We start from the raw sequence: 25,295 nt of genomic DNA, 5'->3' as shown, positions 1-25,295 counted from the left end.
GATCGTGCCGTCGGCATCCAGCTCCTGGGCGAAGACCTGGGCCGCGCCGTTCTTACGGTCGATCTCCACCCGGGCGTGGCAGCCGGACCCGCGGGGAATCGGTCTTTACAGCTCCACGGCGACCCGGGGTGCGATGGGGTCCCACTCGGGGGCCGGCATGCGGCTTGCCGGCTGCGGCGGAAGCACCAGCTTGTAGCCGACCTGCCGGACCGTGCCGATCATCGACTCGTACTCGCTGCCGAGCTTGGCCCGCAGCCGGCGCACGTGCACATCGACGGTGCGGTGGCCGCCGAAGTAGTCGAAGCCCCACACCTCGCGCAGCAACTGGTCGCGGCTGAACACCCGGCCCGGGTGCTGGGCCAGGAACTTCAGCAGCTCGAACTCCTTGTACGTGAGGTCGAGCTGGCGCCCCTTGAGCCGCGCCGAGTACGTGTGCGGGTCGATGGCGAGCTCCCCGGCGTTGACCAGGCCGCTGCTGGTGCCCCCGGCGACGCCGGCGACCCGCGCGGACGCCAGCCGGAGCCGGGCCTCGACCTCGGCCGGACCGGCGCTGGTCAGCAGCACGTCGTCCAGCCCCCAGTCGGCGGCCATCGCGATCAGTCCGGCCTCCTCGACCACGGCGAGCAGCGGAACCCGCAACCCCGTCGTGCGCAGCAGCCGGCACAGGTCACGGGCCTCGAGCAGGTCACGCCGCGCGTCCACGAGGACGACGTCGGGGTCGGCGCCGGACATCAGTGCCTGTACGTCGAAGGTGCCGACGCGCAGCGTGTGCCGCAGCAGATCGAGCGCCGGCAGGGCTCGATCCTCCGCAGCCGCGCCGGGTCGGGTGGCCAGCAGCAGGATCTCCATGACCACAGGGTGCAACATCCATGTTTCCGGAATCTTTCCTCCGGCTCACAGCTGTGGAAAGCTACGACGCCCCGCCACCCGGGTGGGCGGCGGGGCGTCGGTCACGCGTAGGTGATCAGCTCGCGAGCATCTTGCGCAGCACGTACTGCAGGATGCCGCCGTGGCGGTAGTAGTCCGCCTCGCCCGGGGTGTCGATCCGGACGTCGGCGTCGAACTCCACGCCGGTGTCCGTGCGGACCTTCACCGTCGACGGGATGCCGCCCTCGTTGAGCGCCTCCACCCCGGTGATGGAGAAGGTCTCGGTGCCGGTGAGCCCGAGCGACTCCGCGTTCGACTTCGGCGGGAACTGCAGCGGCAGCACGCCCATGCCGATCAGGTTCGAGCGGTGGATGCGCTCGTAGGACTCGGCGATGACCGCGCGCACGCCGAGCAGCATCGTGCCCTTCGCCGCCCAGTCACGCGACGAGCCGGAGCCGTACTCCTTGCCGGCGAGGATGACCAGCGGCACGCCGGCCTCCTTGTAGGCGACCGAGGCGTCGTAGATGGTGCTCTGCTCGCCGTTCAGGTGGTTGACGGTGAAGCCGCCCTCCACGCCCGGGACAAGCTGGTTGCGCAGCCGGATGTTCGCGAACGTGCCGCGGATCATCACCTCGTGGTTGCCGCGGCGCGAGCCGTACGAGTTGAACTCGTGCCGGGGCACGCCGTGCTCGGCGAGGTACTTGCCCGCGGGGGAGTCCGCCTTGATCGAGCTGGCCGGCGAGATGTGGTCGGTGGTGACCGAGTCGCCGAGCTTCGCCAGCACCCGCGCGCGGGCGATGTCGGTGACCGGCGACGGCTGCGCGGCCATGCCCTCGAAGTAAGGGGGCTTCCGCACGTAGGTCGAGTCCTCGGCCCACTCGAACGTCTTGCCCTCCGGCGTCGGCAGCGACTGCCACTTCTCATCGCCGGCGAAGACGTCGGCGTAGGCCGCGCTGAAGCCGGTCGCGCCGATCGCCGAGGCGACGACGTCGTCGATCTCCTTGGCGCTGGGCCAGATGTCAGCGAGGTAGACGGGCTTGCCGTCCGAGCCGGTGCCGAGCGGCTCCGTCGTGATGTCCAGGTCCATCGTGCCGGCCAGCGCGTACGCGACCACCAGCGGCGGCGAGGCCAGGTAGTTCATCTTGATGTCCGGGCTGATCCGGCCCTCGAAGTTGCGGTTGCCGGAGAGCACCGAGACCGCGGTCAGGTCGGCCTCGTTGATGGCCGCCGAGATCGCCTCGGGCAGCGGGCCCGAGTTGCCGATGCAGGTGGTGCAGCCGTAGCCGACCAGGTTGAAGCCGAGCTTGTCCAGGTAGGGCGTGAGGCCGGCCCGGTCGTAGTAGTCCATGACGACCTTGGAACCCGGCGCGAGGGTGGTCTTGACCCACGGCTTGCGGTTCAGGCCGCGCTCGACGGCGTTGCGGGCGAGCAGCGCCGCGCCGATCATGACCTGCGGGTTCGAGGTGTTGGTGCAGGACGTGATCGCCGCGATGACGACCGCGCCGTGGTCCAGCACGAACTCGGTGCCGTCGTCGCCGACCACCCGGGTCGGCTTCGAGGGCCGGCCGTCGGCGCCGCGCGCCGCGCTCACCAGGTGGTGGTGCGGCTTGTCGACGTCGGAGTCGGTGCTGTTCGCCGGCGGGTCGCTGGCCGGGAAGGACTCGGCGCTGGCCTCGTCCGCCGGGCCCTCGACGTCCACGTAGTTGCCGAGCACCTCGCGGAACATCGGCTTGGCCTCGCTCAGCGGCACCCGGTCCTGCGGGCGCTTCGGGCCGGCCAGCGACGGCACGATCGTCGACAGGTCCAGCTCGAGGCGCTCGGAGTAGTTCGGCTCCCCGGCCGGGTCGTGCCACAGGCCCTGGCGCTTCGCGTACGCCTCGACCAGGGCGCCCTGCGCCTCGGTGCGGCCGGTCAGCTTGAGGTACTTGATCGTCTCGTCGTCGATCGGGAAGATCGCGGCGGTCGAGCCGTACTCCGGCGACATGTTGCCGATGGTGGCGCGGTTGGCCAGCGGTACGGCGCTGACGCCGGGGCCGTAGAACTCGACGAACTTGCTGACCACGCCGTGCTCGCGGAGCATCTCGGTGATCGTCAGCACCAGGTCGGTCGCGGTGGTGCCGGCCGGGAGCTCGCCGTTCAGCTTGAAGCCGACGACCCGCGGGATCAGCATGCTGACCGGCTGGCCCAGCATCGCGGCCTCGGCCTCGATGCCGCCGACGCCCCAGCCCAGCACGCCGAGGCCGTTGACCATCGTGGTGTGCGAGTCGGTGCCGACGACGGTGTCCGGGTACGCCTGCCCGTTGCGCTCCATGATCGTGCGGGCCAGGTATTCGATGTTGACCTGGTGCACGATGCCGGTGCCCGGCGGGACGACCTTGAACTCGTTGAACGCGGTCTGGCCCCAGCGCAGGAACTGGTAGCGCTCGCGATTGCGCTGGTACTCCAGCTCGACGTTGCGGGCGAAGGCGTCCTCGCGGCCGAACAGGTCGGCGATCACCGAGTGGTCGATGACCAGCTCGGCGGGGGCGAGGGGGTTGACCTTGGTCGGGTCGCCGCCCAGGTCGTTGACGGCCTCGCGCATGGTGGCGAGGTCGACGACGCAGGGGACGCCGGTGAAGTCCTGCATCAGCACCCGGGCGGGGGTGAACTGGATCTCCACGCTCGGGTCGGCGGTGGGGTCCCAGCCGCCGAGGGCGCGGATGTGGTCGGCGGTGATGTTCGCGCCGTCCTCCGTGCGGAGCAGGTTCTCCAGCAGGATCTTCAAGGAGTACGGCAGGCGGTCATGCCCGTCGACCTTGTCGATCGTGAAAATCTCGTAGCTCGCGTCTGCGACGCGTAGCTCGCTCTTCGCACCAAAGGTGTCGAGGCTGGCCACGTCATCTCCTTCACACCCAGCGACTGTGAGTAGTACTCAGCAGTCTGTCGCACCGGTGACGGCTGCCCGCCGGTTAGGTTTGCCTAACTCAGGGTTCACGTCTTCCGTAAACCGTACGTCCGTCTTGTTATTTCCCGCAACCCGGGTGCCGCGGCACTCCGGGAGCGCCGAAACCGGCGTTCCCCGGTGCGATCATGTCCAGGTGACCACGATCGAGATCGCCGCGCCGGCGGTACGCGCCAGGTTGAGCCGGCCGCACTGGCTGGTGGTGCACTACTCCCGCGAGGACGAGAGCTACGGCGACTGGTCGCTGCACGCGTGGGGTGACATCGCGCCGGGCGCGATCACCGGCTTCCCCGGCGGCCACCCGTTCGCCGGCGAGGACGCCTACGGCCGGTTCGCCTGGGTGCGCGTCGCCGACTCGGCCCGCGAGGTGGGCTTCCTGGTGGTCGACCACACCGGAACCAAGGACGTGGCCGAGGACCGGCACGTCGATCCGGGGGTCACCCCCGAGATCTGGCTGCGGCCCGGCGACCCCGAGGTCTATCCGAGCGCCGCGGCGGCCGGCTTCACCGGCGAGTCGCCGCCGGACGAGGGTTCCGCCGTCGTCCACTACCGCCGCGCCGACGGCGACTACGCCGGGTGGGGCCTGCACGCCTGGGAGGGCACCTTCCGCAAGCCCGACTGGAACACGCCGCTCGGGCCGGTCGCCTTCGACGCCTTCGGCGCCGTGTTCCGGGTGCCGGTGCGGCCGGACGCCGTCGGGCTGCGCTTCGTCCTGCACCGCGGCGAGGTCAAGGACCTGCACGACGACCAGCGGCTCGACCTGACCTCGGCCCGGGAGGTGTGGATGCTCGACGGCACCATCGAGCCCGTACTGCCCGACGTGCGCTCGCTGGGCCCGGAGCTCGATCCGGCGCGCGCCCTGGCCGTCTTCGTCGACCGCACCACGCTGGCCCTGCCGGCGCACCTGGCCGTCCTGGCCGACCGGTTCGACCTGGTCTCGGCCGCGGACGGCGGCCTGCGCCGCGACGGCGACGAGCTGGCCGGGGCCGGCGCCACGCTGCCGCTCACGCCCCGCCCCGGCGGGCTGTTCCGGGCGCAGAGCCGCCGCTTCCCGCACCTGCGCTCCTACCGCGCCTTCGCCGTGCCCGAACTCGACGACGCCGGCCTCGGCGAGCTGCTGCTCGGCCAGGTCCTGGTGGCGGGCCGCGACGCCGGCGGCCGGGTCACGGTCCTGACCGCGGTGCAGCTCCCCGGCGTCCTCGACGACCTGTACGCGGGCGCGGCCGACGCCGGGCTCGGCGTGGTCATGGACGAGGAGCAGTCGACGATCTCGGTCTGGGCGCCGACCGCCCGCGCCGTCTCGCTGGAGCTGTCCCGCACCCCCGGCGACGACGAGCCGGAGCTCATGGCGATGGACCGGGACGCGGCGACCGGCGTGTGGTCCATCGCCGGCCGGCGCGAATGGCCCGGGCGCTACTACCGCTTCCGGGTCGAGGTCTGGCACCCGGCCGCGCAGCGCGTCGTGACCAGCAGCGTCACCGATCCGTACTCGCTGTCGTTGTCGGTCGACTCGACGCACAGCCAGCTCGTCGACCTGTCCGCGCCGGAGCTGACCCCGCCGGGCTGGGCGAGCCTGGTCAAGCCGCCGGCCGTGGCGCCGGCCCGGATGCAGATCTCCGAGGTGCACGTCCGCGACTTCTCCATCGCCGACACCACGGTGCCGGCCGAGGAACGGGGCACCTTCCTGGCCTTCACCCACGCCGAATCCGCCGGCATGCGGCACCTGCGGATGCTCGCCGACGCCGGGCTCACCCACGTGCACCTGCTGCCGGCGTTCGACTTCGCCACGGTGCCGGACCGCCGCGCCGACCAGGCCGTACCGAAATGCGACCTGGCCGCGCTGCCGCCGGACTCGCCCGAGCAGCAGCGGGCGATCATGGCCGTCGCCGACCGGGACGGCTTCAACTGGGGTTACGACCCGCTGCACTTCACGACGCCGGAGGGCAGCTTCGCCGTCGAGCCGTCCGGCAGCGCCCGCATCCTCGAATTCCGCCGGATGGTCGCGGCGCTCAGCGAGGCGGGCCTGCGCGTGGTGATGGACGTCGTCTACAACCACACGACCGCCGACGGGCTGGCGCCGTTCAGCGTGCTCGACCGGATCGTGCCCGGCTACTACCACCGGCTGCTCGACGACGGCACGGTGGCCGAGTCGACGTGCTGCTCCAACACGGCGCCGGAGCACCTGATGATGGGCCGGCTGATCGTCGACTCGATCGTCACCTGGGCCAAGGAGTACAAGGTCGACGGCTTCCGCTTCGACCTGATGGGCCACCACCCGCGCGCGAACATCCTGGAGATCCGGGCCGCCCTCGACCACCTCGACCCCGGCATCTTCCTGTACGGCGAGGGGTGGAACTTCGGCGAGATCGCGTACGACTCGCGGTTCGTGCAGGCGACACAGGTCAACATGGCCGGCACCGGCATCGGCACGTTCAACGACCGGCTGCGCGACGCGGTCCGCGGCGGCGGCTCGTTCGGCGACGACCCGTCGGTGCGGGGCTTCGCGACCGGGCTCGGCTCGCGTACGCCGCTGTCCGTGCACGACCGGATCAAGGTGGGGCTCTCCGGCGGCCTGGCGACGTACCGGTTCGTGACGCACACCGGCATCGAGCACAGCGGCGCCCAGATCGACTACAACGGCTCACCCAGCGGCTACGCGGCCGCGCCGGGGGAGTGCGTCGCCTATGTGGACGCGCACGACAACGAGATCCTCTACGACGCGATGGCGTTCAAGCTCCCGCCGTCGCTGCCGATGCTGGACCGCGCCCGCATGCAGGTGCTCGCGCTGTCGATCGTCGTGCTCGGCCAGGGCGTCGGCTTCGTCGCGCTCGGCACCGAGCGGCTGCGATCCAAGTCGCTGGACCGCAACTCCTACAACTCGGGGGACTGGTTCAACCAGCTGCGCTGGGGCGCCGCGGACGGCAACGGCTTCGGCATCGGGCTGCCGCCGGCGCCGGACAACGAGGACAAGTGGCCGTGGGCCCGCCCGCTGCTCGCCGACCCCGGGCTGGTCCCGACGGCGGAGATCATCGACCTGACCGCGGCCCGCTACGCCGAACTGCTGCGCGTCCGCCGGGCTTCGCCGGTGTTCGGCCTGCCGACCGCGGCCGAGGTGCAGCGCCGGCTGACCTTCCCGCTGGGCGGGCCGGCGGAGAGCCCGGGCGTGATCGTCATGTGCCTGGACGGCGAGGGCCTGGATCCGCGCTGGAGCCACACGGTGGTCGTCTTCAACGCGACCGAGGAGGCGACGATCCAGGAGGTGCCGTCGCTCGCGGCCGTCACGCTGTCCCCGCACCCGGAGCTGCTCGCCTCGGCCGACCCGGTGCTGCGCACCGCCACCGCAGCGGCGGGGACGCTGACGGTTCCGGCCCGCTCGGTGGCCGTCTTCGTCGCCGACCTGCCCGGCTGACCGGCCGGGTTCGATCATGCGGGTGGCGTGGCCGAGGCGCTGTTGACCGGGTCTGGGAGCATGGGCGCGGCCGTCGGGTGGCGGCGGTCCGAGCAACGGAGGTCATCGTGCGGTTCGCCCGGCTGTTCTGCGGCATCGCCCTTGTCGCGGCGATCGCCGCCTGCACCGACGACAAGCCGGTCGCGACGCCGCCCAGCGCCTCCACCCCGGCGTCGGCGCCCGCCTGGCAGGAGCCGGCGAACTACGCGTACGTCGTCGACAGGCGTTGCGGCACCGGGCCGTCGGAGGGCGTCTACCGGGTCACGGTGACGGGCGGCGCGGTCGCGGGCATCGAGCGCATCGACGGCAAGACCGCCTCCGGCGAGGAGGAGGTCGAGCTGCCGACGCTCGGCGGCCTGCTCGACCTGGCGCAGAACGCCGCGGACGACGGCGGCGAGATGACCACGAGCGCCGACCCGGCCGACGGGCACCCGGTCGCGATCTCCTTCGACGTCTCGGAGGGCGCCGGAGAGCCGACCTGCTTCACCATCACGGAATATGCGGTGCGGGGGTGAGGCTCGCCATCACCCCCGGCGAGGTCAGCAGCTGGCACATCGCGGCCAGCTCCTCGGGCGGGTACGGAAAGTCCTGCCGCACCCACCACAGCAGCGTGCTGAGCAGCGCGCCCGAGTAGTACTCGGCCGCGATCTCGACCGGCAGCCGGGTCCCGGCCACGCACAGGTGCTCGTGCAGCAGCTCGAAGAGCAGCCGCTGCATCAGGTGGGTGAAGGCGTTGCCGCCCTGGCGGCCGCAGACCGCCCGATAGACCCGCCGATTCCGGTACGCGTGATCGAAGATCACCCCGAGCGGCCGGGTGGTGCCCGGCGGCTGATGCCCGACGGCCATGGCGTCGAGCTCGCCGCGCAGGTCCTCGCGCAGGCCGTCGAACCACGTCATGAACAGCGCGTCCTTGTCGCGGAAGTGGGTGTAGAACGTGGACCGGCCGACGTCGGCGCGGTCGAGCACGTCCTGCACCGTGAGCCGCTCGTAGCCGCGTTCCTCGATCAGCGCGACGAGCGCGTCCTGCAGCATGCGGCGAGTGCGGCGTACCCGTCTATCCATGGCCCCTCTTCCCGGACAGTTTCCGGACTCTGTGCGGTGCCGGACCATGCGCCGCCATTGGTCGTTGACGCGGGTCCGGTGCAGAGAACGATACTCGAACATGATGTTCAACATTGAACGCAGTGTCCGGAGATTGCCATGAGGACCCCCCACGTGCACGGCGGTTTCACCCACCCCGACAGCTACGACCGGCACACCCGCCGCCTGCTGACCCGGCTGCGCGCCCGGATCCTCGACGACATCGCGGCGGCGGGCCTCGCACCCGGCAGCCGGATTCTCGACGTCGGCACCGGCCCGGGCCGGCTACCCCTGGCCATCGCGGACGCGTTTCCCTCCCTTCGTGTCGACGCGGTGGACCTGTCGGCCGAGATGATCGAGTACGCCCGCCGCGCCGCCGGCGACACCCCGGTCACCTTCACCGTCGCCGACGTGGCCCACCTGCCGTTCCCCGACGACACATTCGACCTGGTGGTGTCGTCGCTGAGCCAGCACCACTGGCACGACGTGCCGGGCGGGATCGGCGACCTGCACCGGGTGCTGCGCCCGACCGGCCGGATGTGGATCTACGACGCCCGGTACGCGCTGTACCGGGCGACCGCCGCGGCCCGGGCCTCGTTCGCGCCGGCCTCGGTGACCCGGGTGCCGATCCGGGCCAGCCGCCTCCCCATCCGCCTGGTCGCCCGGCTGGAGGCGCGCGCCTGACAATTCCGTTCGGCGGCAACCCGCGGGCGGCGTCTCGACCGCCACGATCCGGGATGTCCGCCATTGCCGTCCTGTTCGGCCTCGCCGCTTGCGGTTCCGCGCCGGCACCCCCTCGCCCTCGTCCGTTCCAACTCCGGTCGCACCGGTGCCTGCGACCACGCCTGTGGTGGCGGGCGCCCCTCCGCGAAGGCCCTCGAGAAGCTGGCCGGTCCACCGAAGGGGCTGGTACCTGGTTCCGTCCGGCGTCGAGTGCTGGAAATGCAGGAGACGGTCCGACCTCGGTGACGGCAGGTACCTGTTCCCGGTACGAGGCGGCAAGGGCTGTCACGTCGGGCAACTCGCCGTTTGCCGTGATCCTGCACATCGAACACGGCCGGACCACCTGAAATCGCGTCACACAACGTCAACGACCGTTACTCGGAAAGCCTCACTGACCGGGCGAGATTCCTCGCATAACCGGCTTCGAATCTACGCACATTGTCATCGGTAGTTCAGATGCTGACCGGCGCGGGAGGCGGGCGATCGAGCGTGACGACGCAGGTGGCGGTCAGGGATCCCCGTCAACTCGGTGGCCAGGTGACGGGCGGGAACTCGCGCCATCTCGAAGTCGACCATTAGGCTACCGCCGTGAACGCCATCGACACCGGCCGGGTTGACGGCGCCACATCATCGAGCCCACGTCGACGACTGGTCGCAGCGGTCGCCATCGGCCTGCTGACAGCCGGTGCCGTCACCGTACCGATAGTCGCGTCGCACGGATCCGACGAAGACGCGGCCGCACCTCCCACCCGGAGTCCAACCCCAAGCTCGACAGCCGGGGCCGTAGCCGGATCCCCGGGGAATCAAGGCATCATGTGCGTTGAGTCGATGGTCAACCCGCACTGCGACAGGTACATCGCCGACCTGGCCCGGCGCGTGCCCGTGCCGGCGATCCGACGCACCGATGCTGACAAGCTACGCGGGCGTATCGACTCGATCATTCCGCCAGGTCGAGAAGGACCGTGCGAGTACATCGACGAATCCGGCGACGCGTGCTCGGTAGAGATATTGCCGCCTACCGCCGGACAGGTCCGCGCGGCACTCGAGAAGGCCGGCTATTCGACGGCCGTGATCCGGACCGCGCGGCCCGATGATCCCGCACCAGCAGGCAGCCTGCTCTTGGCCGTCCCAGCCGGCGCAGAATGCGTCCTACTGTTCGCCGATGGAGAAGGCTCCCAGTCCTGGACCGCAGGTCAATTGCCCGACAGCACGTGCCTGTCGCCCTGAACGCACGCAGTCCGGACTGGTCGTTGGTTCTCACTCTCCTGGCGCGCCCGGGCCAGGAGACCTAGCTTCTTTGGACGTACCGGCGCCGTCGGCGTGCACTGTTCCGGCAAGCCACTCGCTGGAAGCGACGGTGCTGCGCACCATCACGACATGGCTCCGAGGTTGGGCCACGACGACCGCGTTGTTCGAAGTACGCTTCCCGCGAATCCGGCTCCGGGGCAATAGCGGGTCGACTGGTTGGTCACCGCGACCACCCGCCAGTCCGGCCCGGAGGATACGAAACGTCATCTCCCCCGGCGGCGAGGATGTGCCGGCCTCGACCGGCAGCCAACTGCAGCAACTGCACGGCATCGGCCCGTCCGGCGCCGCCCGCCAGGTCAGGGTCATTGCGTTGTCGGGTAACTGCTGGTTACTGCGGTGATGAGGTCGTGTGAGCGGCGGTTGGCTTGTCGGGTTGCGCGGGCGATGTTGGTGGCGCCGGTGGTTCGGTGCCAGCCGATTGCGGTGTTACGCAGGGTCGCGATGACGGCGGGTCCGTTGGCTGTTCGGGCTTGGTGTTGGTCTTCACGGAATGTCACGTCTTTGACGTGGTGCAGGCGGTTTTCGATGTGCCAGTGCCGGCGGATCCAGGTCTGAAGGTCGACCGGCAGAGCCTGCCCGGCAGGTAGTGAGACGGTCAGGTAGGCCGCTTCGCGGCTGGTTTTGCCTGCGACGGATCGGGTGCGGGTGATCCGGACGGCCTGCTGCGCGTGCGGGAAGCCGATGCCGCCGGGGGTGCCGAGCACGGCCTCGACGGCGTCGAGCAGCGGGCCGAAGGCGGGGATCTCGTTGCTTTTGGCGTCGATGGTGACTTGGGCCAGGACGATGCCGGTGCTGGTGTCCAGCGCGGACAGCAGGTGGATCTGGCGGCCGTCGACGCGGGAACCTCGGAAGGTTTTGCCGTCGACGGCGATCACCATGCGGTATCGGCGCGGGCGCGGTGACGCCGGGGTGCGGGTACGCAGCCAGTCGGCGAGAATCGCTGTGAGCAGGGCCGCGTCGAGGCGGGTCGGTAACCGCCATATCGTTGTCCCTGCCGGTATGCCGCGGGTGAACCCGAGCCGGGCCTGCATCTGTTCGTCGAGATCGTGTAGCCAGTCGGTGATCGCGGCGAACAACGACGCCCCGGCCAGGACCGCACACACGGCCACCGCGAGCAGCGCGCTCAGCGGATACCGCACGCCGCGCGGATCCCGAGGGTCTGGAACCGCAGCGAGCGCGAGTACCAGACCACCACGTTCACCGTCGGTGACAGGCGTGGTCGTGGTGTAGTCGGCAGGTGCCGTCACGGTCAGTGCGGGAATGAGAGAAGATGCCATCGGCGGGTGAGGTCCTCAGCGGTCGTAAAGCGTAGAGAACTTCATGATCACCCGAGTGATCTCACCCGTCTCCATCGCCTCCACATCGGCCACTCACCACGCATAACACCAGCTCAGAGCCCGGTCATCAGACTACGCAATCACCCTGGGCCCGAGGCCGGGTGGAAGATGGCTCACTATGCGTGGATGGGAAGGGTGCTCCCAGCGCGGCGAGTCCTGCCGGCCCTTCGAGCCCGAAGATCAGTTCCGCTGCTCGGGGCAGAACCTAGACGCTCGGGTGTGGAGTGAGTGCGCGCAGGGCCGCGTCGATCGCGTGCGTGCGGATCGCGGCGGTGGCCGCGTCTCCGGGGAAGAGGATCACGCAGTCCTGTAGGCCGCCGAGGGCCACGACCGCGCGTACCCGGTCCACCGGGTCGTCGCCGACCAGCATGGCGTCGAGCCGGCTCCGCCAGTGGATCATCGTGGCGACCAGGTCCAGCTCGCTGAGCACCTGGACGTCGCGCAGCAGCCCGGCGAAGACCTGCCGGTGCCGGGCGCACATGTCGAAGTAGTCCTCCAGCACCCCGCGCTGGTCGGTCCGCGCCCTGGCCTCGGCGCCGGCGAAGAACGCCTGAAGGTCCTCCACCAGCGGCGTGATCAGCGCGCTGAGCAGGTCGTGCTTCGAGGCGAAGTGGTAATAGAGCGCCGCCTTGGTGATGCCGAGCTCCTCGGCGATCTCGCGCAGACTGGTCTGCTCGAAGCCGCGGGTGGAGAACAGCCGCAGGGCGACGGTCTTGACCTCTTCGCGGGTGTCGGTGTTCAGCCGTGGCATGTCTACATACTAACCGACCGGTTGACTACTTGCCGACCGGTAAGCAAGCATGGGGGTATGACCAGCGTTCTGATTTCCGGCGCCAGCGTCGCCGGGCCCGCACTCGCCTACTGGCTGCACCGCTACGGCTTCGACGTCACCGTCGTGGAGAAGTCCGGCTTGATCCGCGGCGGCGGCTATCCCATCGACATTCGCGGCACCGCCGTCGACGTGGTCGAACGCATGGGCGTGCTCCCGCAGGTGCGCGCCGCTCACATCGACACCGCGCGGATCAGCGTGCTCAACGGGGCCGGGCGCACGATCGCCGCCTTCCGGCCCGGCGACATCACCGGCACGCGGGACAGCACCGACGTCGAGCTGCCCCGCGGCGACCTGACCTCGATCCTGTACGCCCGCACCCGCGACGACGTGGAGTACGTCTTCGGCGACTCGATCGCCACCCTCGACTCACACCACGACCGCGTCGACGTCACGTTCGAGCGGGGCGGCCCGCGCAGCTTCGACTATGTGGTCGGCGCCGACGGCCTGCACTCCAACACGCGCCGGCTGGCGTTCGGGCCGGAGCGCGACTACCACCGCTACCTGGGCTGCTGCTTCGCCGGCTTCACCGCGCCGAACACCGGAGGCTGGTCGCACGAGGGGATCCTGCAGAACACGCCGGGCCGGCTGGCCGCCATCTACGCCGTCGGCGAGCAGCCCTGGGTGCACGCCATGCTGGCGTTCGCGACGCCGGAGCCCGGCCGGGACGCCACCGGCCGCGCCGACCTCGTCGCCGGCGCCTTCGCGGGCCTGGGCGGCGAGGTCCCCGGCCTGCTCGGCGCGCTGGCCGGGGCGGACGACGTCTACTTCGACACGGTCAGCCAGATCCGGATGCCGGGCTGGGTCGCCGGCCGGGTCGTGCTCGTCGGCGACGCGGCGTACGCGCCCTCGTTTCTCACCGGGCAGGGCACCAGCCTCGCCCTCGCCGGCGCCTACGTCCTCGCGGGTGAGCTGCGCAACGGGACGCCGGCGGCCTACGAGGCGAGGATGCGCGACTACGTCACCCGCAACCAGGCGCTGGCGGACGGCGGCATCGGCGTCCTGCCGCGTACCCGGGGGCAGCTCTGGATGCGCAACCAGGCCTTCCGGCTGCTGCCGCTGCTGGCCCGGGCCGACCTGATCGGGCGCGACCAGCGCCGGGCGGCGACGGCGCTGGTCCTGCCGGCCCGGCAGGACCAGCAGGACGTTCCCTAGGGCGCATCTGGATCATGGCGGCCCGAGCCGGGCCCAGCGGGTACGCCCTAGCCGGGCAGGCGCGGGCCGGCCTCGCGCTGCGCGGCCAGCCAGGTCTCGACCTCCGCGGACGAGCGCGGCAGCCCCGCCGACAGGTTGCGGCAGCCGTCGGCCGTGACCAGCACGTCGTCCTCGATGCGGACGCCGACGCCGCGCAGCTCCTCCGGGACCAGGTCGTCCTCGGGCTGGAAGTAGAGACCGGGCTCGACCGTCAGCACGTAGCCCTCGCCGAGCGCGCCGTCGCGGTAGGTCTCCTTGCGGGCGGCCGAGCAGTCGTGCACGTCGATGCCGAGCATGTGGCCGAAGCCGTGCAGCGTCCAGCGGCGGTACACCGTGGACTTCTCGTCCATCGCCTCGTCCACGCTGACCGGCAGCAGGCCCAGGTCGTGCAGGCCCTCGGCCAGCACCCGCATGCACGCCAGGTGCACGTCGTGGAACTTCACGCCCGGCCTGATCGCGTCCATGCCGGCCTGCTGCGAGGAGTGCACGATGTCGTAGACCTGGCGCTGCAGCGGGGTGAAGGTGCCCGAGACCGGGACCGTGCGCGTCACGTCGGCGGTGTAGAAGGTGTGTCCCTCGACGCCCATGTCCATCAGCAGCAGCTCGCCCGGGGTGGTGACGCCGGTGTTGCGGACCCAGTGCAGGATCGTCGCGTGCGCGCCGGCGCCGACGATGCTGCCGTAGCCGATGTCGTTGCCGTCGACCCGGGCGCGCAGGCCGAAGACGCCCTCGAGCAGCCGCTCCTTGACGCTTCGGTCGGCGGGCAGGATCCGGGCCACGTCCTCGAAGCCGCGGACGGTCGCGTCGATCGCGTCCTGCAGCTGCGCGATCTCCCACTCGTCCTTGACCAGCTTGAGCTCGGAGATCACCGAGGCGAGGGCGCGGTCGCGGCGGACCTGCGGGTCGGGCTCGTAGGCCAGGATGGCCCGGTCGACGACCGGCGCCAGGCCGCGCAGCACCCGGGTGCGGGCCGGCGCGCACTCGCCGAGCGCCTGGCCGAGCGCGCCGTAGGGCGCGGTCTCCAGGCCCAGCTCGGTCGACTTCTCGCGCAGGGTGTGCCGGCGGCCGACCCACAGCTCGCCGTCGCGGTTGCGGAAGAACTCGTCGGTCTCCTTGGAGGAGCGCTGCCGGCTGTAGACCACCGCGTCGTGCCCGGAGCCGCTGGGCCGCATGACCAGCACGCTGTCCGGGTCGCTGTCGCCGGTCAGGTAGACGAAGTCGCTGCCGGGCCGGAACGGGTAGTCGGTGTCGTTGGCGCGCACCTTCTCGCCGCCGGACGGGATGATCAGCGTCTCGCCGGGGAAGGCGTCGGAGAGCGCGGCGCGGCGCTTGGCGTAGTTGGGCGCCTCCGGGCGGGGCGTCACGTTCAGCGCGTCGTCGCGCCAGCCGGTGCGCATGAACTGCAGGAACGCCTCGGGGAAGTCCGGGTCGTGCGACTCGGTCTTCGGAGCGGTCGTGCCCTCGTTCTGCTCGGCCATGATGGCCCTCCCGTCGTCAGTGCGGCGTCGCTGGTCCCGCCCTGACGTTACCGCCTGACCAAGATCAAGAGCACCCGGGCGTCACTGCCTGGCCAGCGTCATGCATGCCACCCGGGGTCCGGCGGTGCCGGCGGTACCCGCGGCGGTGCTGGTCGGCTGGGCGTGCACGATCAGCGACCGGGGCGGCTCGATCTGGTCGAGATGCCACCTGACGGCGGTGGCGACGGTCGCGGCGCCGTGGGCGTCGGCGGTGAAGTCGAGCCAGATCTCGTTGCGCGGGTTCGCGTACGACGGGTCGACCGAGGGCGGCGACGCGGCGGCCGCCGGGTCGGGCACGTGCTGGTAGTGCGGGCCGGCGTCGGCCGGGACCGAGGTGCACTGCTGGCGGTGCAGGTGCGCGCCGTACGCCCGGCGCGGCACCATGCCGGTGACCGCGAGCCGCACCCAGGTTCCGCTCGCGGTCCGGCTGATCACGACCTGTGCCGTCGAGCCCGGCGGGACCACCTTGGGGTCGTAGGTGATCGCGATGGTGCTCTGCGGGTACGGCAGGAAGGTTCCGGTGACCACGCCCTGGGTCAGCGGTGCGTCGGGGCCGCCCCGGGACGCGCTCGGCGAGGGGCGCGCCGAGCCGGGCGGGCCGCTGACGAACCACGGGGTGGAGCCCGGCGGCGGGGAGTAGGTCCGTTCGCCGCTCGGGGTGGCGTCGGTGCAGCCGGAGAGGACGGCGACGAGCAGACAGGATAGGGCAAGCCGGGGTAGGCGCATGGGTGAATCATGCCAAATAAGGACAAAACGGGCGAGCATTTGCAAGGCGCTGGCTTTCTCGAGCCGCGGGCGTAAGGCTGACTGCACACACGGATGCGGTGCGTTTGGGGGATCGGAATGGGCTACGCGGTGGTGCTCGGGGAAGCTCTGGTCGACCTGCTGGAGGACGAGCGCGACGGCGAGCTGATCTACCGTCAGGCGATCGGCGGCGCGCCGCTGAACGTCGCGATCGGCGCCACCCGGCTCGGCGGCGACGTGCGGTACCTCGGCTCGCTCGGCAACGACGCCCTCGGCGACCGGATCGCCGCGTTCCTGCGGGAGACCGGAATCGACAGCGCCGGCGTGACCCGGGTGGGCGTGCCGACCACCCTCGCGGTGACCACGTTCGTCGGCGCCGAGCCGACCTTCCAGTTCTACGGCGAGCCGCCGTCCTACGCCCTGCTGCGCCCCGAGGACATCGACGACGCGGTGATCGCCGGCGCCGACGTCGTGTACACCGGGTCGATCTGCCTGATGCGCGAGCCGTTCCGCGCCGCGGCCCGCAAGGCCTGGGCGGTGCCGGGGCCGCTGCGGGTTTTCGACCCGAACGTGCGCCCGAAGCTGCTGCCCGACGCCGCCGCGGTGAACGAACTGCGCGACCTCGTCGAGGAGTTCTTCGCGACGGCGGACCTGGTGAAGCTGAGCTCCGCCGACGCCGAGGTGCTGTGGGACGGCGCGACCCCGGCGACGGCGGCGAAGCACATCCTCGAGGCCGGCGCGCGGGCGGTCGTGGTGACCTGCGGCTCGAAGGGCGCCTACGTGGCGACCGGGGAGGGCTCGGCGATGCTGCCCGCGCCGTCGGTGGCCGCCGTCGACGCGACGGGCGCCGGCGACTCCGTGATGGCCGCGCTGGTCCGGCGCCTGCTGGCGGAGGGCCGGCCGGCGGCCCTCGAGGACTGGCAGCGCCACGTGCGCTTCGCGCTGGCCGTGGCCGGCCTGGTGTGCGAACGCCCGGGCGGCGCGGTGGCGATGCCGACCAACGACGAACTCGCCGCCCGCTGGGGCGCGCTGATCTAGTGGACGCCGCCCGCAACTTCCGGTTCAAGCGCCAGACCGGCGGGTACGGCGGTCAGGCGCCGAGGGCCTTGGCGATGAAGCGCTGCCGGTCGAGCAGCACCCGCTCGACGCGCACCTCGGCGACCAGCTCCTCGCCGTCGCGGATCGCGACCTCGAAGAGCAGCTTGCGCCCGTCCACCTTGGTGAGGGTGGCCAGCGCGGTGACCCGGCGCCCGACCGGCGTCGGCGCGCGGTGCTCGACCTCGGCGCGGGTGCCGACCGTCGTCACGCCGCCCGGCAGCTTGCGGGCGGTGGCGGCGACCGTGGCGGCCTCGGCGAGCGCGAGCACCCGGGGCGTGCCGAGCACGGGCACGTCGCCCGAGCCGAGGGCCTGGGCGGTGTCGGCGTCGGTGACGGTCAACTCGACCCGGGCACTGAGGCCGGGCGAGAATTCCGGAAGCTCCATGCCGACAGCTTAAGGCCGCGCGGGTCTTTGCCAGTAAGAGTCGTCCTCCGGCGCCGGCCGATCCGGCGCCGGATCGGCGGTCGTCTGCGGCGCCGGGCCACGGGCGTGCCGGGCCCGCAGCGAGAGTTGCTCGGCGAGCCACCAGGCCTCGGCGACATCGCGGTCCCGGGCCACCCCGGACCGGCCGCCGGCGGTGTCGCCGTAGACGGTCGCCAGGCCGAGCAGCCGCTGCAGCGGCCCCTGTATGACCCGCACGCTCTGCAGGCGGGCGTACGGGACGATGGTCAGCTCGCGGGTCAGCAGGCCGGCGCGGGACACGAAGACCTCGTCGGTCAGGCCCGCGCCCATCGATGTGAGCGCGATGGGGTTCAGCCAGCGGGCCCGGGCCGGCGGCGGGGTGGTGACGAGGGCGGCCAGGTCGACGCCGGGCAGCACGTCCCAGGCCAGCGCCCGGGCGGTGGCGAAGACGCCGACGGGCAGCAGCCGGTCGGAGTGCTTGTCGTTGCCCGCCTGCGGGCCCGCGTAGCCGGCGATGTCCAGCCGCATGTGCAGCCAGCCCTTCGCGCGCCAGAACAGCGGCCAGGTGACGCCGATGGACTGCACCCGGTTGAGCGGGACGATCTGGCTGCGGGTCTCCACCAGCCCGTGGCGGACGGCGAGCCGGCCGTCCGGGTCGCGCGCGAGCCGGAAGTCCCAGTCCTGCAGCACCCGGCGGACCGGCTGCAGCAGCACGCCCGCCATCGCGGTCACCGTGCTGGCGATCCCGATGAAGGTCCACGAGCCTTCCAGCACGAACTGCGTCGTCACGAACGCCACGCCGAGCGGCAGCAGCAGGGCCTGCGGGGTGAGCAGCTGGCTGACCACCAGGTCCTGGTTGCCGACCCGCAGCATCGGACGCTCGATCGCGGGCGTCCCGGTCACCGGGTCCGCGGCGGCCCGGCCGGTGGCGCCCGGCGTACGCCCGGCGAGCGCGAGCAGCCGTTCCCGCAGCGCGGCCGCCTCCCGCACGGTCAGGTAGGCCAGCGGCGCCTCGGTCTTGCCGCCGCCGACCACCTCGAGCCGGAGCTCGGCGAGGCCGGTGAGCTGTGCGAGCAGCGGCCGCCGCAGCTCGACGGCCTGCAGCCGGTCGAGCGGGATGGCCCGGTTGCGCCGCCAGATCAGCCCGTCCTGGATCCGCAGCTCCCGGCCGACGACGTGATAGCCGGTGTTGAGCCAGCCGACCAGCGAGAAGATCACCACGCCGATCGCGATCACCGTGACCACCAGGGCGAACCGCCCGGGCCCCACCTCCGACAGCGTCTGCCAGCTGAGCGCGACGACGATCACGGCGATGGACCTGGCGCCGTTGAGCAGCGGGCTGAGCGGGTGCAGCCGCCGTCGCGGCTCGTCGGCCACCGGCTGCGCCGACGGGTCGGCGGCGGGCTGGGTCGCGGGCTCCGGCTGCGGGGGCGTGCCCCGGTGAGGGTCCGGCTGGGGACGCGCGTCGGCGGTCACAGGCCCTCGGCCCGGTCCTCGCCCAGCGCGGTGAGCCGGTCGCGCAGGCGGGACGCCTCCTCCGGCGGCAGGCCCGGGATCCGCGCGTCGCTGGCCGCCGACGCCGTGTGCAACTGGACCGTGGCCAGCTTGAACGCCCGTTCCAGCGGGCCCGCGGTGACGTCCACGAACTGCATCCGCGCGTACGGGACGATCGAGAGGCGGCGGATCAGCAGGCCGTGGCGGACCAGCAGGTCGTTGTCGCGTTCCGCGTACCCCCAGGCCTTGACGGCCCGGACCGTCACGACGGAGCGCCAGGCCGCGAAGACCAGGGCCGCGGCCATGGCCGCCGGCCAGGCCCAGTGGTCGGTGAGCAGCCAGCCGGCGCAGAGGCCGCCCAGCAGGATCACCACCCAGATCGCGCGGTTGATCAACTCCACAGTGATCAGGCTGCGCGAGACCGGCCGCCAGGCGACCGTATCGGGCCACGGCTCGAGCGGGTCGGTGGGTGCGGGCGCCGGTGCGCTGGGCTCGGTCACAGCAGAAAGCCTAGGGCGTGCTGTCGTGCGGCGTCGCCCTGAACTCGGTGACCTCGCGCAGGAACCCGCGCGCGCCGAGGAAATCGCCGAGGGACTTCCGGTGATCGTCGCAGGCCAGCCAGGTCTTCCGGTACGCCGGATCGTGCAGCTTGGGGTTGTTCCAGAGCAGAGCCCAGACCGCGGGCGCACGGCAGCCCTTGGCTGAACACTGGGGTGCAAGATCCTCGACCACACCGAAACACTATCCGCACTGACTGCCTGCGGGACGGTGACCGGAGGGGAGTTTGAGCGCCGGGCGACCACGGGGGAAGTCGCCCGGCGACGCGCTGAATGTTACACGGCGGATCCGGGATTCCGTCTACCCGCTGGAGTGCCCGTTCGAGCGCATCGCGCAGAAAGATCGACATCTCCGGCTACTTGCGGTCGATGTAATGCGGCTCTGCCCGCCACCTCCAAGCATGGTCGTGTAAGTCTTGAGCGTCGGCACCCGTGCCGGCGCGATGCGGATCAGCGAAATCTCGATGGAGGACCGGTGGCCGAGCCGACCACGCCCGAGGGCACGACCAGCGCCGATCCGGGCGCCCCGGTGCCGCCAGCGCAGGACGCCACGCAACTCGAACGCGCCATGTTCGAGGTCAAACGCGTGATCGTCGGCCAGGACCGGATGATCGAAAGGATGTTCGTCGCGCTGCTGGCGCGCGGCCACTGCCTGCTCGAGGGCGTGCCCGGCGTCGCGAAGACGCTGGCGGTGGAGACCCTGGCCCGGGTGGTCGGCGGCTCGTTCTCCCGGATCCAGTTCACCCCCGACCTGGTGCCCGCCGACATCGTCGGCACCCGGATCTATCGGCAGTCGAGCGAGAAGTTCGACGTCGAGCTCGGCCCGGTGTTCGTCAACTTCCTGCTCGCCGACGAGATCAACCGCGCCCCGGCGAAGGTGCAGTCGGCGCTGCTCGAGGTCATGGCCGAGCACCAGGTGTCGATCGGCGGCGAGTCGCACGCGGTGCCGGACCCGTTCCTGGTCATGGCGACGCAGAACCCGATCGAGCAGGAGGGCGTCTACCCGCTGCCCGAGGCGCAGCGCGACCGCTTCCTGATGAAGATCCTGGTGGGCTACCCGACGGACGCCGAGGAGCGCGAGATCGTCTACCGGATGGGTGTCAGCCCGCCGGAGCCGAAGCAGATCTTCACCTCCGAGGACCTGCTCGCCCTGCAGCGCCGCGCCGACCAGGTCTTCGTGCACAACGCCCTGGTCGACTACACGGTCCGGCTGGTGCTCGCCACCCGCGCGCCGGCACAGCACGGCATGCCCGACGTCGCCCAGCTCATCCAGTACGGCGCCAGCCCGCGCGCCTCGCTCGGCATCGTCCGCGCGACCCGGGCCCTGGCCCTGCTGCGAGGCCGCGACTACGCGCTGCCGCAGGACGTGCAGGACGTCGCCCCGGACATCCTGCGGCACCGGCTGGTGCTCAGCTACGACGCGCTCGCCGACGACATCCCGGCCGACCACATCGTCGCGCGGATCATGGGTGCCGTGCCGATGCCGTCGGTCGCCTCCCGCCAGGGCACCTCGCCGAACGGCCACCAGGTCTCCGGCGTCCCGGCACCGGCCAGCGGCGTCCCCGCGTTCGAGTCCCAGCCGCCGTACCCGCAGCCCCAGCCGCAGCCCCAGGCCGCCTGGCCGGGCCAGCAGTGATGGTCCGGCATGACGCCGACCCGCTGTCCTACCCTCCCGGCCGTCGCTACGCTCGGTGCAGCCGGTCATGACGGCCGCTGACGTTCGCCGGGCCGAGGCGGACGCGGCCGGCGCCCGGGCCGAGGCGGTGCTGTCCCGGCTGCAGCTGCTGGTGACCCGCAAGCTGGACGGCCTGCTGCAGGGCGACTACGTGGGGCTGCTGCCCGGTCCGGGCAGCGAGGCCGGCGAGAGCCGGGAATACCGGCCCGGCGACGACGTGCGGCGGATGGACTGGCCGGTGACGGCCCGGACCACCCTCCCGCACGTGCGGCGCACCGTCGCCGACCGTGAACTGGAGACCTGGATGGCGGTGGACCTGTCGGCGAGCCTCGACTTCGGCACGGCCGCGATGCTCAAGCGCGACCTGGCGCTGGCGGCGGCCACGGCGATGGCACACCTGACCGTGCGCGGCGGCAACCGGATCGGCGCCGTGGTCGGCACCGGCTCGGGCGCGGTGGCCCGCGAGCCGGGCGGCCTGTGGCGGCGCCGCGCGGCGGCCCCGCCGGCGCCGGAGCAGCCCTCGACCGTACGGATGCCGGCGCGCCCCGGGCGCAAGGAGGCGCAGGGCCTGCTGCGCGCCATCGCCCGTACCCGGATCAGGCCCGGCCGTGCCGACCTGGGTGAGCTGATCGACATGCTGAACCGGCCGCCGCGCCGCCGGGGTGTCGCCGTGGTCATCTCGGACTTCATGGCGCCGGTCGAGGGCTGGTCCCGGCCGGTCCGCAAGCTGGGCGTCCGGCACGACGTGCTGGCGATCGAGGTGGTCGACCCGCGCGAGCTGGTGCTGCCCGACGTCGGCGTGCTCACCCTCGCCGACCCGGAGACCGGCCTGCTGCACGAGGTGCAGACCGCCGACCCGGCGCTGCGGGCCCGATACGCGGAGGCGGCCGGGCACCAGCGCGGCGAGATCGCCCGGGCGCTGCGCGCCGCCGGCGCGGCACACCTGAGACTGCGCACCGATTCCGACTGGCTGCTGGACATCGTCCGCTTCGTGGCCGCCCAACGACACGCTCGCACCCGGGGGACCACCCGATGATTCGTTTCCTGCAGCCTTGGTGGCTGCTCGCCCTGCTCCCCGTCCTGCTCGTCGCGGCGGCCTACGGGTGGCGCCAGTTCCGCCGCCGCACGTACGCGATGAAGTTCACCAACGTGGACCTGCTGCGCACGCTGGCGCCGAAGGGCCTCGGCTGGCGCCGGCACGCGGCGGCCGGCGCGTTTCTGCTGAGCCTGCTGACCCTCGCCCTGGCGATGGCCCGCCCGTCGCTCGACCGCGAGGAGCCGCTCGAGCGCGCGACGGTGATGCTGGCGATCGACGTCTCGCTGTCGATGGAGGCCGACGACGTGCGGCCGAACCGCATCGAGGCGGCGCAGGAGGCGGCGAAGGCGTTCGTGCAGGAGCTGCCGCCGACCTACAACCTGGGCCTGGTGTCGTTCGCGAAGTCGGCGAACGTGCTGGTCTCGCCGACCAAGGACCGGGCGGCGGTGGTCGCCGGCATCGAGGGCCTGACCCTGGCCGAGGCCACGGCGACCGGTGAGGCGGTCTTCACCTCGCTCGACGCGATCCGCACGGTGCCGGCGGACGGCGCGGACGGCGCGCCGCCGGCGCGCATCGTGCTGCTCTCCGACGGGTACCGGACCTCGGGCCGGTCGACCGAGGACGCCGCCGCCGCCGCGGCACAGGCGAACGTCCCGGTCTCGACGATCGCGTTCGGCACCGACACCGGCGTGGTGGACATCCGCGGCGAGATGAAGCAGGTGCCGGTCGACCGGCTGTCGTTGCAGCAGCTCGCGGACAAGACGAACGGATACTTCTACGAGGCGGCGTCGGTCAGTGAGCTGAAGAAGGTGTACGAGGACATGGGCAGCTCGATCGGCCATCGGGTGGCGCCGCGCGAGGTGACCCAGTGGTACGCCGGGGTGGCGCTGCTGCTGGCCCTGATCGCGGCGGCGATGAGTCTGCTGTGGACGTCCCGGTTGCCCTGAGGCCTCAGGCCGGCGACCAGGACCTGGTCGCCGGAACCACGTCAGGGCGCGCTGTGCACCAGCACGAAGATGACGACGACCCAGGCGGCGGCGATGGTGAAGCTCAGCGGTGCGACGAATCGGTTCATGGCATTGACTTTCCGGTGGTTACCGATGGGGAAAGTGCGCACACGAGGCGTCGCGGCCGGCACCCTGCTCCGTCGCGGCGCACGACGCCGGCCGGGCCCCGGCGTGAGGACGGGGCCGCGGAGCGGCAGGTAGGAGCGGGGTGGGTCTGCGTCAGCGGGTCGAGCTCGAAATTCCTGGCCGGAGCCGGATCAGTCGAGGTCAGAGCGGCTGACGGGCGGCCCGGCCACGACTGGGAGGATCGCTATCTCGCACAGCGATCACCTCCGTTGTCAGATCCGGGCTGGGGAACCGTCGATGAGCGTACCGCTTAATGCGGTCTTAAAGTAGCCGGGCTCGCCGTGGTGTCGTGCCGGACACGCGCCGGATTCCACCTACCCTCGGGTAACACCTAGTCTTCGAGCGGTTCGATTACCGAAGTGAAGGAGTACTCGTGGCCCGCACCGTGTTGGTGACCGGAGGCAACCGCGGCATCGGCCTGGCCATCGCGCAGGCGTTCGCCAAGCAGGGCGACCGGGTCGCCGTCACGCACCGCGGCAGCGGCGCCCCCGACGGCCTGTTCGGTGTGGAGTGTGACATCACGGACTCCGCGGCCGTCGACGCCGCGTTCGCCGCGGTCGAGAAGGAACTCGGCCCGGTCGAGGTGCTCGTCGCGAACGCCGGCATCACCGACGACACCCTGTTGCTGCGCATGTCGGAGGAGCAGTTCACCCGGGTGCTGGACACGAACCTGACGGGTTCGTTCCGGGTCGCGAAGCGGGCCAGCGGCAAGATGCTGCGCGCCAAGTGGGGCCGGATCATCTTCATCTCCTCGGTCGTCGGGCTCTACGGCGGTCCCGGCCAGGTGAACTACGCGGCGAGCAAGGCCGGCCTCGTCGGCATGGCCCGCTCGATCACCCGCGAGCTGGGCAGCCGTAATATCACCGCGAATGTGGTCGCCCCGGGCTTTATCGACACTGAGATGACCGACGTGCTCAGCGACACCCGCAAGGCGGAGATCCTCAAGGCGATCCCGGCCGGGCGGCTCGCGGCACCCGACGAGGTCGCGCAGGCCGTGATGTTCCTGGCGGGCGACGGCGCGGCGTACATCTCGGGCGCGGTCATCCCGGTCGACGGCGGCCTCGGCATGGGTCACTGACCCGTGCCCCTGCGAAACGGAGAAAACGAAGTGTCTGGACTGCTCGCCGGCAAGCGGCTGCTGATCACCGGCATCATCACCGACGCGTCGATCGCGTTCTCGGTGGCCAAGCTCGCACAGGAGAACGGCGCGACGGTGGTGCTGACCGGCTTCGGCCGGATGTCCCTGGTCGAGCGGATCGCCAAGCGGCTGCCCGCCCCGGCGCCGGTGATCGAGTTGGACGCCACCAACCCGGAGCAACTGGCCGGGCTCGCCGACAAGGTCCGCGAGCACGTCGACGGCCTCGACGGCGTCGTGCACTCGATCGCGTTCGGCCCGCAGAGCGTGCTCGGCGGAGAGTTCCTCAATGCCCGGTGGGAGGACGTGGCCACCGCGCTGCAGGTCTCGACCTACTCCTACAAGTCGCTGGCGACCGCCTGCCTGCCGCTGATGGGCAAGGGCGGCAGCATCGTCGGCCTGACCTTCGACGCGACCAAGGCCTGGCCGGTCTACGACTGGATGGGCGTCGCCAAGGCGGGCCTCGAGTCGGCGTCGCGTTACCTGGCGCTGCACCTGGGCGAGCGGGGCATCCGCAGCAACCTGGTGTCGGCCGGACCGCTGCGCACGATGGCGGCCAAGTCGATCCCGGGCTTCGAGCAGTTCGAGGAGGCCTGGGCCCAGCGGGCGCCGCTGGGCTGGGACCTGACCGACCAGGAGCCGGCCGCGCGGGCGGTCTGTGCGCTGTTGTCCGACTGGTTCCCGGCCACCTCCGGGGAGATCGTGCACGTCGATGGCGGATATCACGCACTGGGTGCGTGATCCGGGGGCGGGGTGAGTGGGCGTCGCCGGCCCGG

23 protein-coding genes are annotated in these 25,295 nt (G+C 71.6%); 11 read left to right on the top strand and 12 right to left on the bottom strand.

Annotation, left to right across the window (positions count from 1 at the left end; all coding sequences use genetic code 11):
* Nucleotides 1-105: 105 nt before the first annotated feature.
* Nucleotides 106-855, bottom strand: coding sequence for a response regulator transcription factor (locus AB0F10_RS21760; protein ID WP_360627786.1), 750 nt, complete (start codon nucleotides 853-855; stop codon nucleotides 106-108).
* A gap of 109 nt (nucleotides 856-964) precedes the next feature.
* The gene (gene acnA, locus AB0F10_RS21755) at nucleotides 965-3,742 is read right to left on the bottom strand and encodes an aconitate hydratase AcnA (RefSeq protein ID WP_360627777.1); all 2,778 of its coding nucleotides are present in this window, start codon (nucleotides 3,740-3,742) and stop codon (nucleotides 965-967) included.
* 202 nt (nucleotides 3,743-3,944) lie between these two features.
* On the opposite strand from acnA, the gene pulA reads away from it, so the two are divergent.
* Together pulA and AB0F10_RS21745 are read left to right on the top strand one after the other, a co-directional pair.
* On the top strand, nucleotides 3,945-7,217 hold the full coding sequence (pulA, locus tag AB0F10_RS21750; protein ID WP_360627774.1) for a pullulanase-type alpha-1,6-glucosidase: 3,273 nt from the start codon (nucleotides 3,945-3,947) through the stop codon (nucleotides 7,215-7,217).
* 107 nt (nucleotides 7,218-7,324) lie between these two features.
* On the top strand, nucleotides 7,325-7,771 hold the full coding sequence (locus AB0F10_RS21745; RefSeq protein WP_360627771.1) for a DUF6174 domain-containing protein: 447 nt from the start codon (nucleotides 7,325-7,327) through the stop codon (nucleotides 7,769-7,771).
* On the opposite strand, the gene AB0F10_RS21740 is transcribed toward AB0F10_RS21745, so the two are convergent.
* Nucleotides 7,746-8,318 carry a TetR/AcrR family transcriptional regulator gene (locus AB0F10_RS21740; RefSeq protein WP_360627768.1) on the bottom strand — a complete coding sequence of 191 codons (573 nt, stop codon included), beginning with the start codon at nucleotides 8,316-8,318 and terminating at the stop codon, nucleotides 7,746-7,748. The genes AB0F10_RS21745 and AB0F10_RS21740 overlap by 26 nt on opposite strands.
* A gap of 138 nt (nucleotides 8,319-8,456) precedes the next feature.
* Between AB0F10_RS21740 and AB0F10_RS21735 the strand changes: the two genes are divergently transcribed.
* Nucleotides 8,457-9,020, top strand: coding sequence for a class I SAM-dependent methyltransferase (locus tag AB0F10_RS21735; protein WP_360627765.1), 564 nt, complete (start codon nucleotides 8,457-8,459; stop codon nucleotides 9,018-9,020).
* Nucleotides 9,021-9,647: 627 nt separating this feature from the next.
* Nucleotides 9,648-10,286, top strand: coding sequence for a hypothetical protein (locus tag AB0F10_RS21730; protein ID WP_360627762.1), 639 nt, complete (start codon nucleotides 9,648-9,650; stop codon nucleotides 10,284-10,286).
* Nucleotides 10,287-10,669: 383 nt separating this feature from the next.
* Here the strand turns inward: AB0F10_RS21730 and AB0F10_RS21725 are convergent, their stop codons facing one another.
* The gene (locus tag AB0F10_RS21725) at nucleotides 10,670-11,644 is read right to left on the bottom strand and encodes an ISAs1 family transposase (protein ID WP_360627759.1); all 975 of its coding nucleotides are present in this window, start codon (nucleotides 11,642-11,644) and stop codon (nucleotides 10,670-10,672) included.
* A gap of 265 nt (nucleotides 11,645-11,909) precedes the next feature.
* Nucleotides 11,910-12,455: a helix-turn-helix domain-containing protein gene (locus AB0F10_RS21720; RefSeq protein WP_360627756.1), complete on the bottom strand. Its 546-nt coding sequence runs from the start codon at nucleotides 12,453-12,455 to the stop codon at nucleotides 11,910-11,912.
* A 57-nt stretch (nucleotides 12,456-12,512) separates the two neighbouring features.
* Between AB0F10_RS21720 and AB0F10_RS21715 the strand changes: the two genes are divergently transcribed.
* A complete protein-coding gene (locus tag AB0F10_RS21715) occupies nucleotides 12,513-13,688 on the top strand; it encodes an FAD-dependent monooxygenase (RefSeq protein WP_360627753.1) in 1,176 nt (391 codons plus the stop codon).
* A 47-nt stretch (nucleotides 13,689-13,735) separates the two neighbouring features.
* Here the strand turns inward: AB0F10_RS21715 and AB0F10_RS21710 are convergent, their stop codons facing one another.
* A complete protein-coding gene (locus tag AB0F10_RS21710) occupies nucleotides 13,736-15,205 on the bottom strand; it encodes an aminopeptidase P family protein (RefSeq protein ID WP_360627750.1) in 1,470 nt (489 codons plus the stop codon).
* An 81-nt stretch (nucleotides 15,206-15,286) separates the two neighbouring features.
* The gene (locus AB0F10_RS21705) at nucleotides 15,287-15,970 is read right to left on the bottom strand and encodes a superoxide dismutase (protein WP_360627747.1); all 684 of its coding nucleotides are present in this window, start codon (nucleotides 15,968-15,970) and stop codon (nucleotides 15,287-15,289) included.
* Nucleotides 15,971-16,087: 117 nt separating this feature from the next.
* On the opposite strand from AB0F10_RS21705, the gene AB0F10_RS21700 reads away from it, so the two are divergent.
* Nucleotides 16,088-17,026, top strand: coding sequence for a carbohydrate kinase (locus AB0F10_RS21700; protein ID WP_360627744.1), 939 nt, complete (start codon nucleotides 16,088-16,090; stop codon nucleotides 17,024-17,026).
* Nucleotides 17,027-17,078: 52 nt separating this feature from the next.
* On the opposite strand, the gene AB0F10_RS21695 is transcribed toward AB0F10_RS21700, so the two are convergent.
* The 4 genes from AB0F10_RS21695 to AB0F10_RS21680 form a co-directional block, all read right to left on the bottom strand.
* Nucleotides 17,079-17,471 (bottom strand): thioesterase, FlK family, encoded by a 393-nt coding sequence (locus AB0F10_RS21695; protein WP_360627742.1) that lies wholly within the window; start codon nucleotides 17,469-17,471, stop codon nucleotides 17,079-17,081.
* Nucleotides 17,472-17,480: 9 nt separating this feature from the next.
* Nucleotides 17,481-18,866 (bottom strand): PH domain-containing protein, encoded by a 1,386-nt coding sequence (locus AB0F10_RS21690; protein ID WP_360627783.1) that lies wholly within the window; start codon nucleotides 18,864-18,866, stop codon nucleotides 17,481-17,483.
* A 95-nt stretch (nucleotides 18,867-18,961) separates the two neighbouring features.
* Nucleotides 18,962-19,483: a PH domain-containing protein gene (locus tag AB0F10_RS21685; protein ID WP_360627739.1), complete on the bottom strand. Its 522-nt coding sequence runs from the start codon at nucleotides 19,481-19,483 to the stop codon at nucleotides 18,962-18,964.
* Nucleotides 19,484-19,493: 10 nt separating this feature from the next.
* A complete protein-coding gene (locus AB0F10_RS21680) occupies nucleotides 19,494-19,715 on the bottom strand; it encodes a hypothetical protein (RefSeq protein WP_360627736.1) in 222 nt (73 codons plus the stop codon).
* Nucleotides 19,716-20,015: 300 nt separating this feature from the next.
* On the opposite strand from AB0F10_RS21680, the gene AB0F10_RS21675 reads away from it, so the two are divergent.
* The 3 genes from AB0F10_RS21675 to AB0F10_RS21665 all read left to right on the top strand — a co-directional run bounded on the left by AB0F10_RS21675 (nucleotide 20,016) and on the right by AB0F10_RS21665 (nucleotide 23,198).
* A complete protein-coding gene (locus tag AB0F10_RS21675) occupies nucleotides 20,016-21,176 on the top strand; it encodes a MoxR family ATPase (protein ID WP_360627733.1) in 1,161 nt (386 codons plus the stop codon).
* A 67-nt stretch (nucleotides 21,177-21,243) separates the two neighbouring features.
* On the top strand, nucleotides 21,244-22,251 hold the full coding sequence (locus tag AB0F10_RS21670; RefSeq protein WP_360627730.1) for a DUF58 domain-containing protein: 1,008 nt from the start codon (nucleotides 21,244-21,246) through the stop codon (nucleotides 22,249-22,251).
* Nucleotides 22,248-23,198: a VWA domain-containing protein gene (locus AB0F10_RS21665; protein WP_360627727.1), complete on the top strand. Its 951-nt coding sequence runs from the start codon at nucleotides 22,248-22,250 to the stop codon at nucleotides 23,196-23,198. Before AB0F10_RS21670 ends, AB0F10_RS21665 begins: the two co-directional genes overlap by 4 nt.
* Before the next feature lie 41 nt (nucleotides 23,199-23,239).
* Here the strand turns inward: AB0F10_RS21665 and AB0F10_RS21660 are convergent, their stop codons facing one another.
* On the bottom strand, nucleotides 23,240-23,389 hold the full coding sequence (locus tag AB0F10_RS21660; RefSeq protein ID WP_360627724.1) for a hypothetical protein: 150 nt from the start codon (nucleotides 23,387-23,389) through the stop codon (nucleotides 23,240-23,242).
* A gap of 368 nt (nucleotides 23,390-23,757) precedes the next feature.
* On the opposite strand from AB0F10_RS21660, the gene fabG reads away from it, so the two are divergent.
* Nucleotides 23,758-24,462, top strand: a complete 705-nt coding sequence (fabG, locus tag AB0F10_RS21655) for a 3-oxoacyl-ACP reductase FabG (protein ID WP_360627721.1) — start codon at nucleotides 23,758-23,760, stop codon at nucleotides 24,460-24,462.
* A gap of 30 nt (nucleotides 24,463-24,492) precedes the next feature.
* Nucleotides 24,493-25,260: an enoyl-ACP reductase FabI gene (fabI, locus tag AB0F10_RS21650; protein WP_360627719.1), complete on the top strand. Its 768-nt coding sequence runs from the start codon at nucleotides 24,493-24,495 to the stop codon at nucleotides 25,258-25,260.
* Nucleotides 25,261-25,295: the final 35 nt, after the last annotated feature.

The organism is Actinoplanes sp. NPDC026623, from assembly GCF_040638275.1.
Classification (GTDB): Bacteria; Actinomycetota; Actinomycetes; order Mycobacteriales; family Micromonosporaceae; genus Actinoplanes.
Note: the sequence above shows the minus strand (reverse complement) of the source record. Positions and strands in the feature narration are given on the sequence as shown.

What these genes read in the sequence shown, in the direction of transcription:
- AB0F10_RS21710 (WP_360627750.1), bottom strand. Translation starts at nt 15,205, where the DNA reads ATGGCCGAGCAGAACGAGGGCACGACCGCTCCGAAGACCGAGTCGCAC.
- AB0F10_RS21735 (WP_360627765.1), top strand. Translation starts at nt 8,457, where the DNA reads ATGAGGACCCCCCACGTGCACGGCGGTTTCACCCACCCCGACAGCTAC.
- AB0F10_RS21700 (WP_360627744.1), top strand. Translation starts at nt 16,088, where the DNA reads ATGGGCTACGCGGTGGTGCTCGGGGAAGCTCTGGTCGACCTGCTGGAG.
- AB0F10_RS21740 (WP_360627768.1), bottom strand. Translation starts at nt 8,318, where the DNA reads ATGGATAGACGGGTACGCCGCACTCGCCGCATGCTGCAGGACGCGCTC.
- AB0F10_RS21715 (WP_360627753.1), top strand. Translation starts at nt 12,513, where the DNA reads ATGACCAGCGTTCTGATTTCCGGCGCCAGCGTCGCCGGGCCCGCACTC.
- AB0F10_RS21720 (WP_360627756.1), bottom strand. Translation starts at nt 12,455, where the DNA reads ATGCCACGGCTGAACACCGACACCCGCGAAGAGGTCAAGACCGTCGCC.
- AB0F10_RS21725 (WP_360627759.1), bottom strand. Translation starts at nt 11,644, where the DNA reads ATGGCATCTTCTCTCATTCCCGCACTGACCGTGACGGCACCTGCCGAC.
- AB0F10_RS21670 (WP_360627730.1), top strand. Translation starts at nt 21,244, where the DNA reads ATGACGGCCGCTGACGTTCGCCGGGCCGAGGCGGACGCGGCCGGCGCC.
- AB0F10_RS21705 (WP_360627747.1), bottom strand. Translation starts at nt 15,970, where the DNA reads ATGCGCCTACCCCGGCTTGCCCTATCCTGTCTGCTCGTCGCCGTCCTC.
- AB0F10_RS21665 (WP_360627727.1), top strand. Translation starts at nt 22,248, where the DNA reads ATGATTCGTTTCCTGCAGCCTTGGTGGCTGCTCGCCCTGCTCCCCGTC.
- AB0F10_RS21695 (WP_360627742.1), bottom strand. Translation starts at nt 17,471, where the DNA reads ATGGAGCTTCCGGAATTCTCGCCCGGCCTCAGTGCCCGGGTCGAGTTG.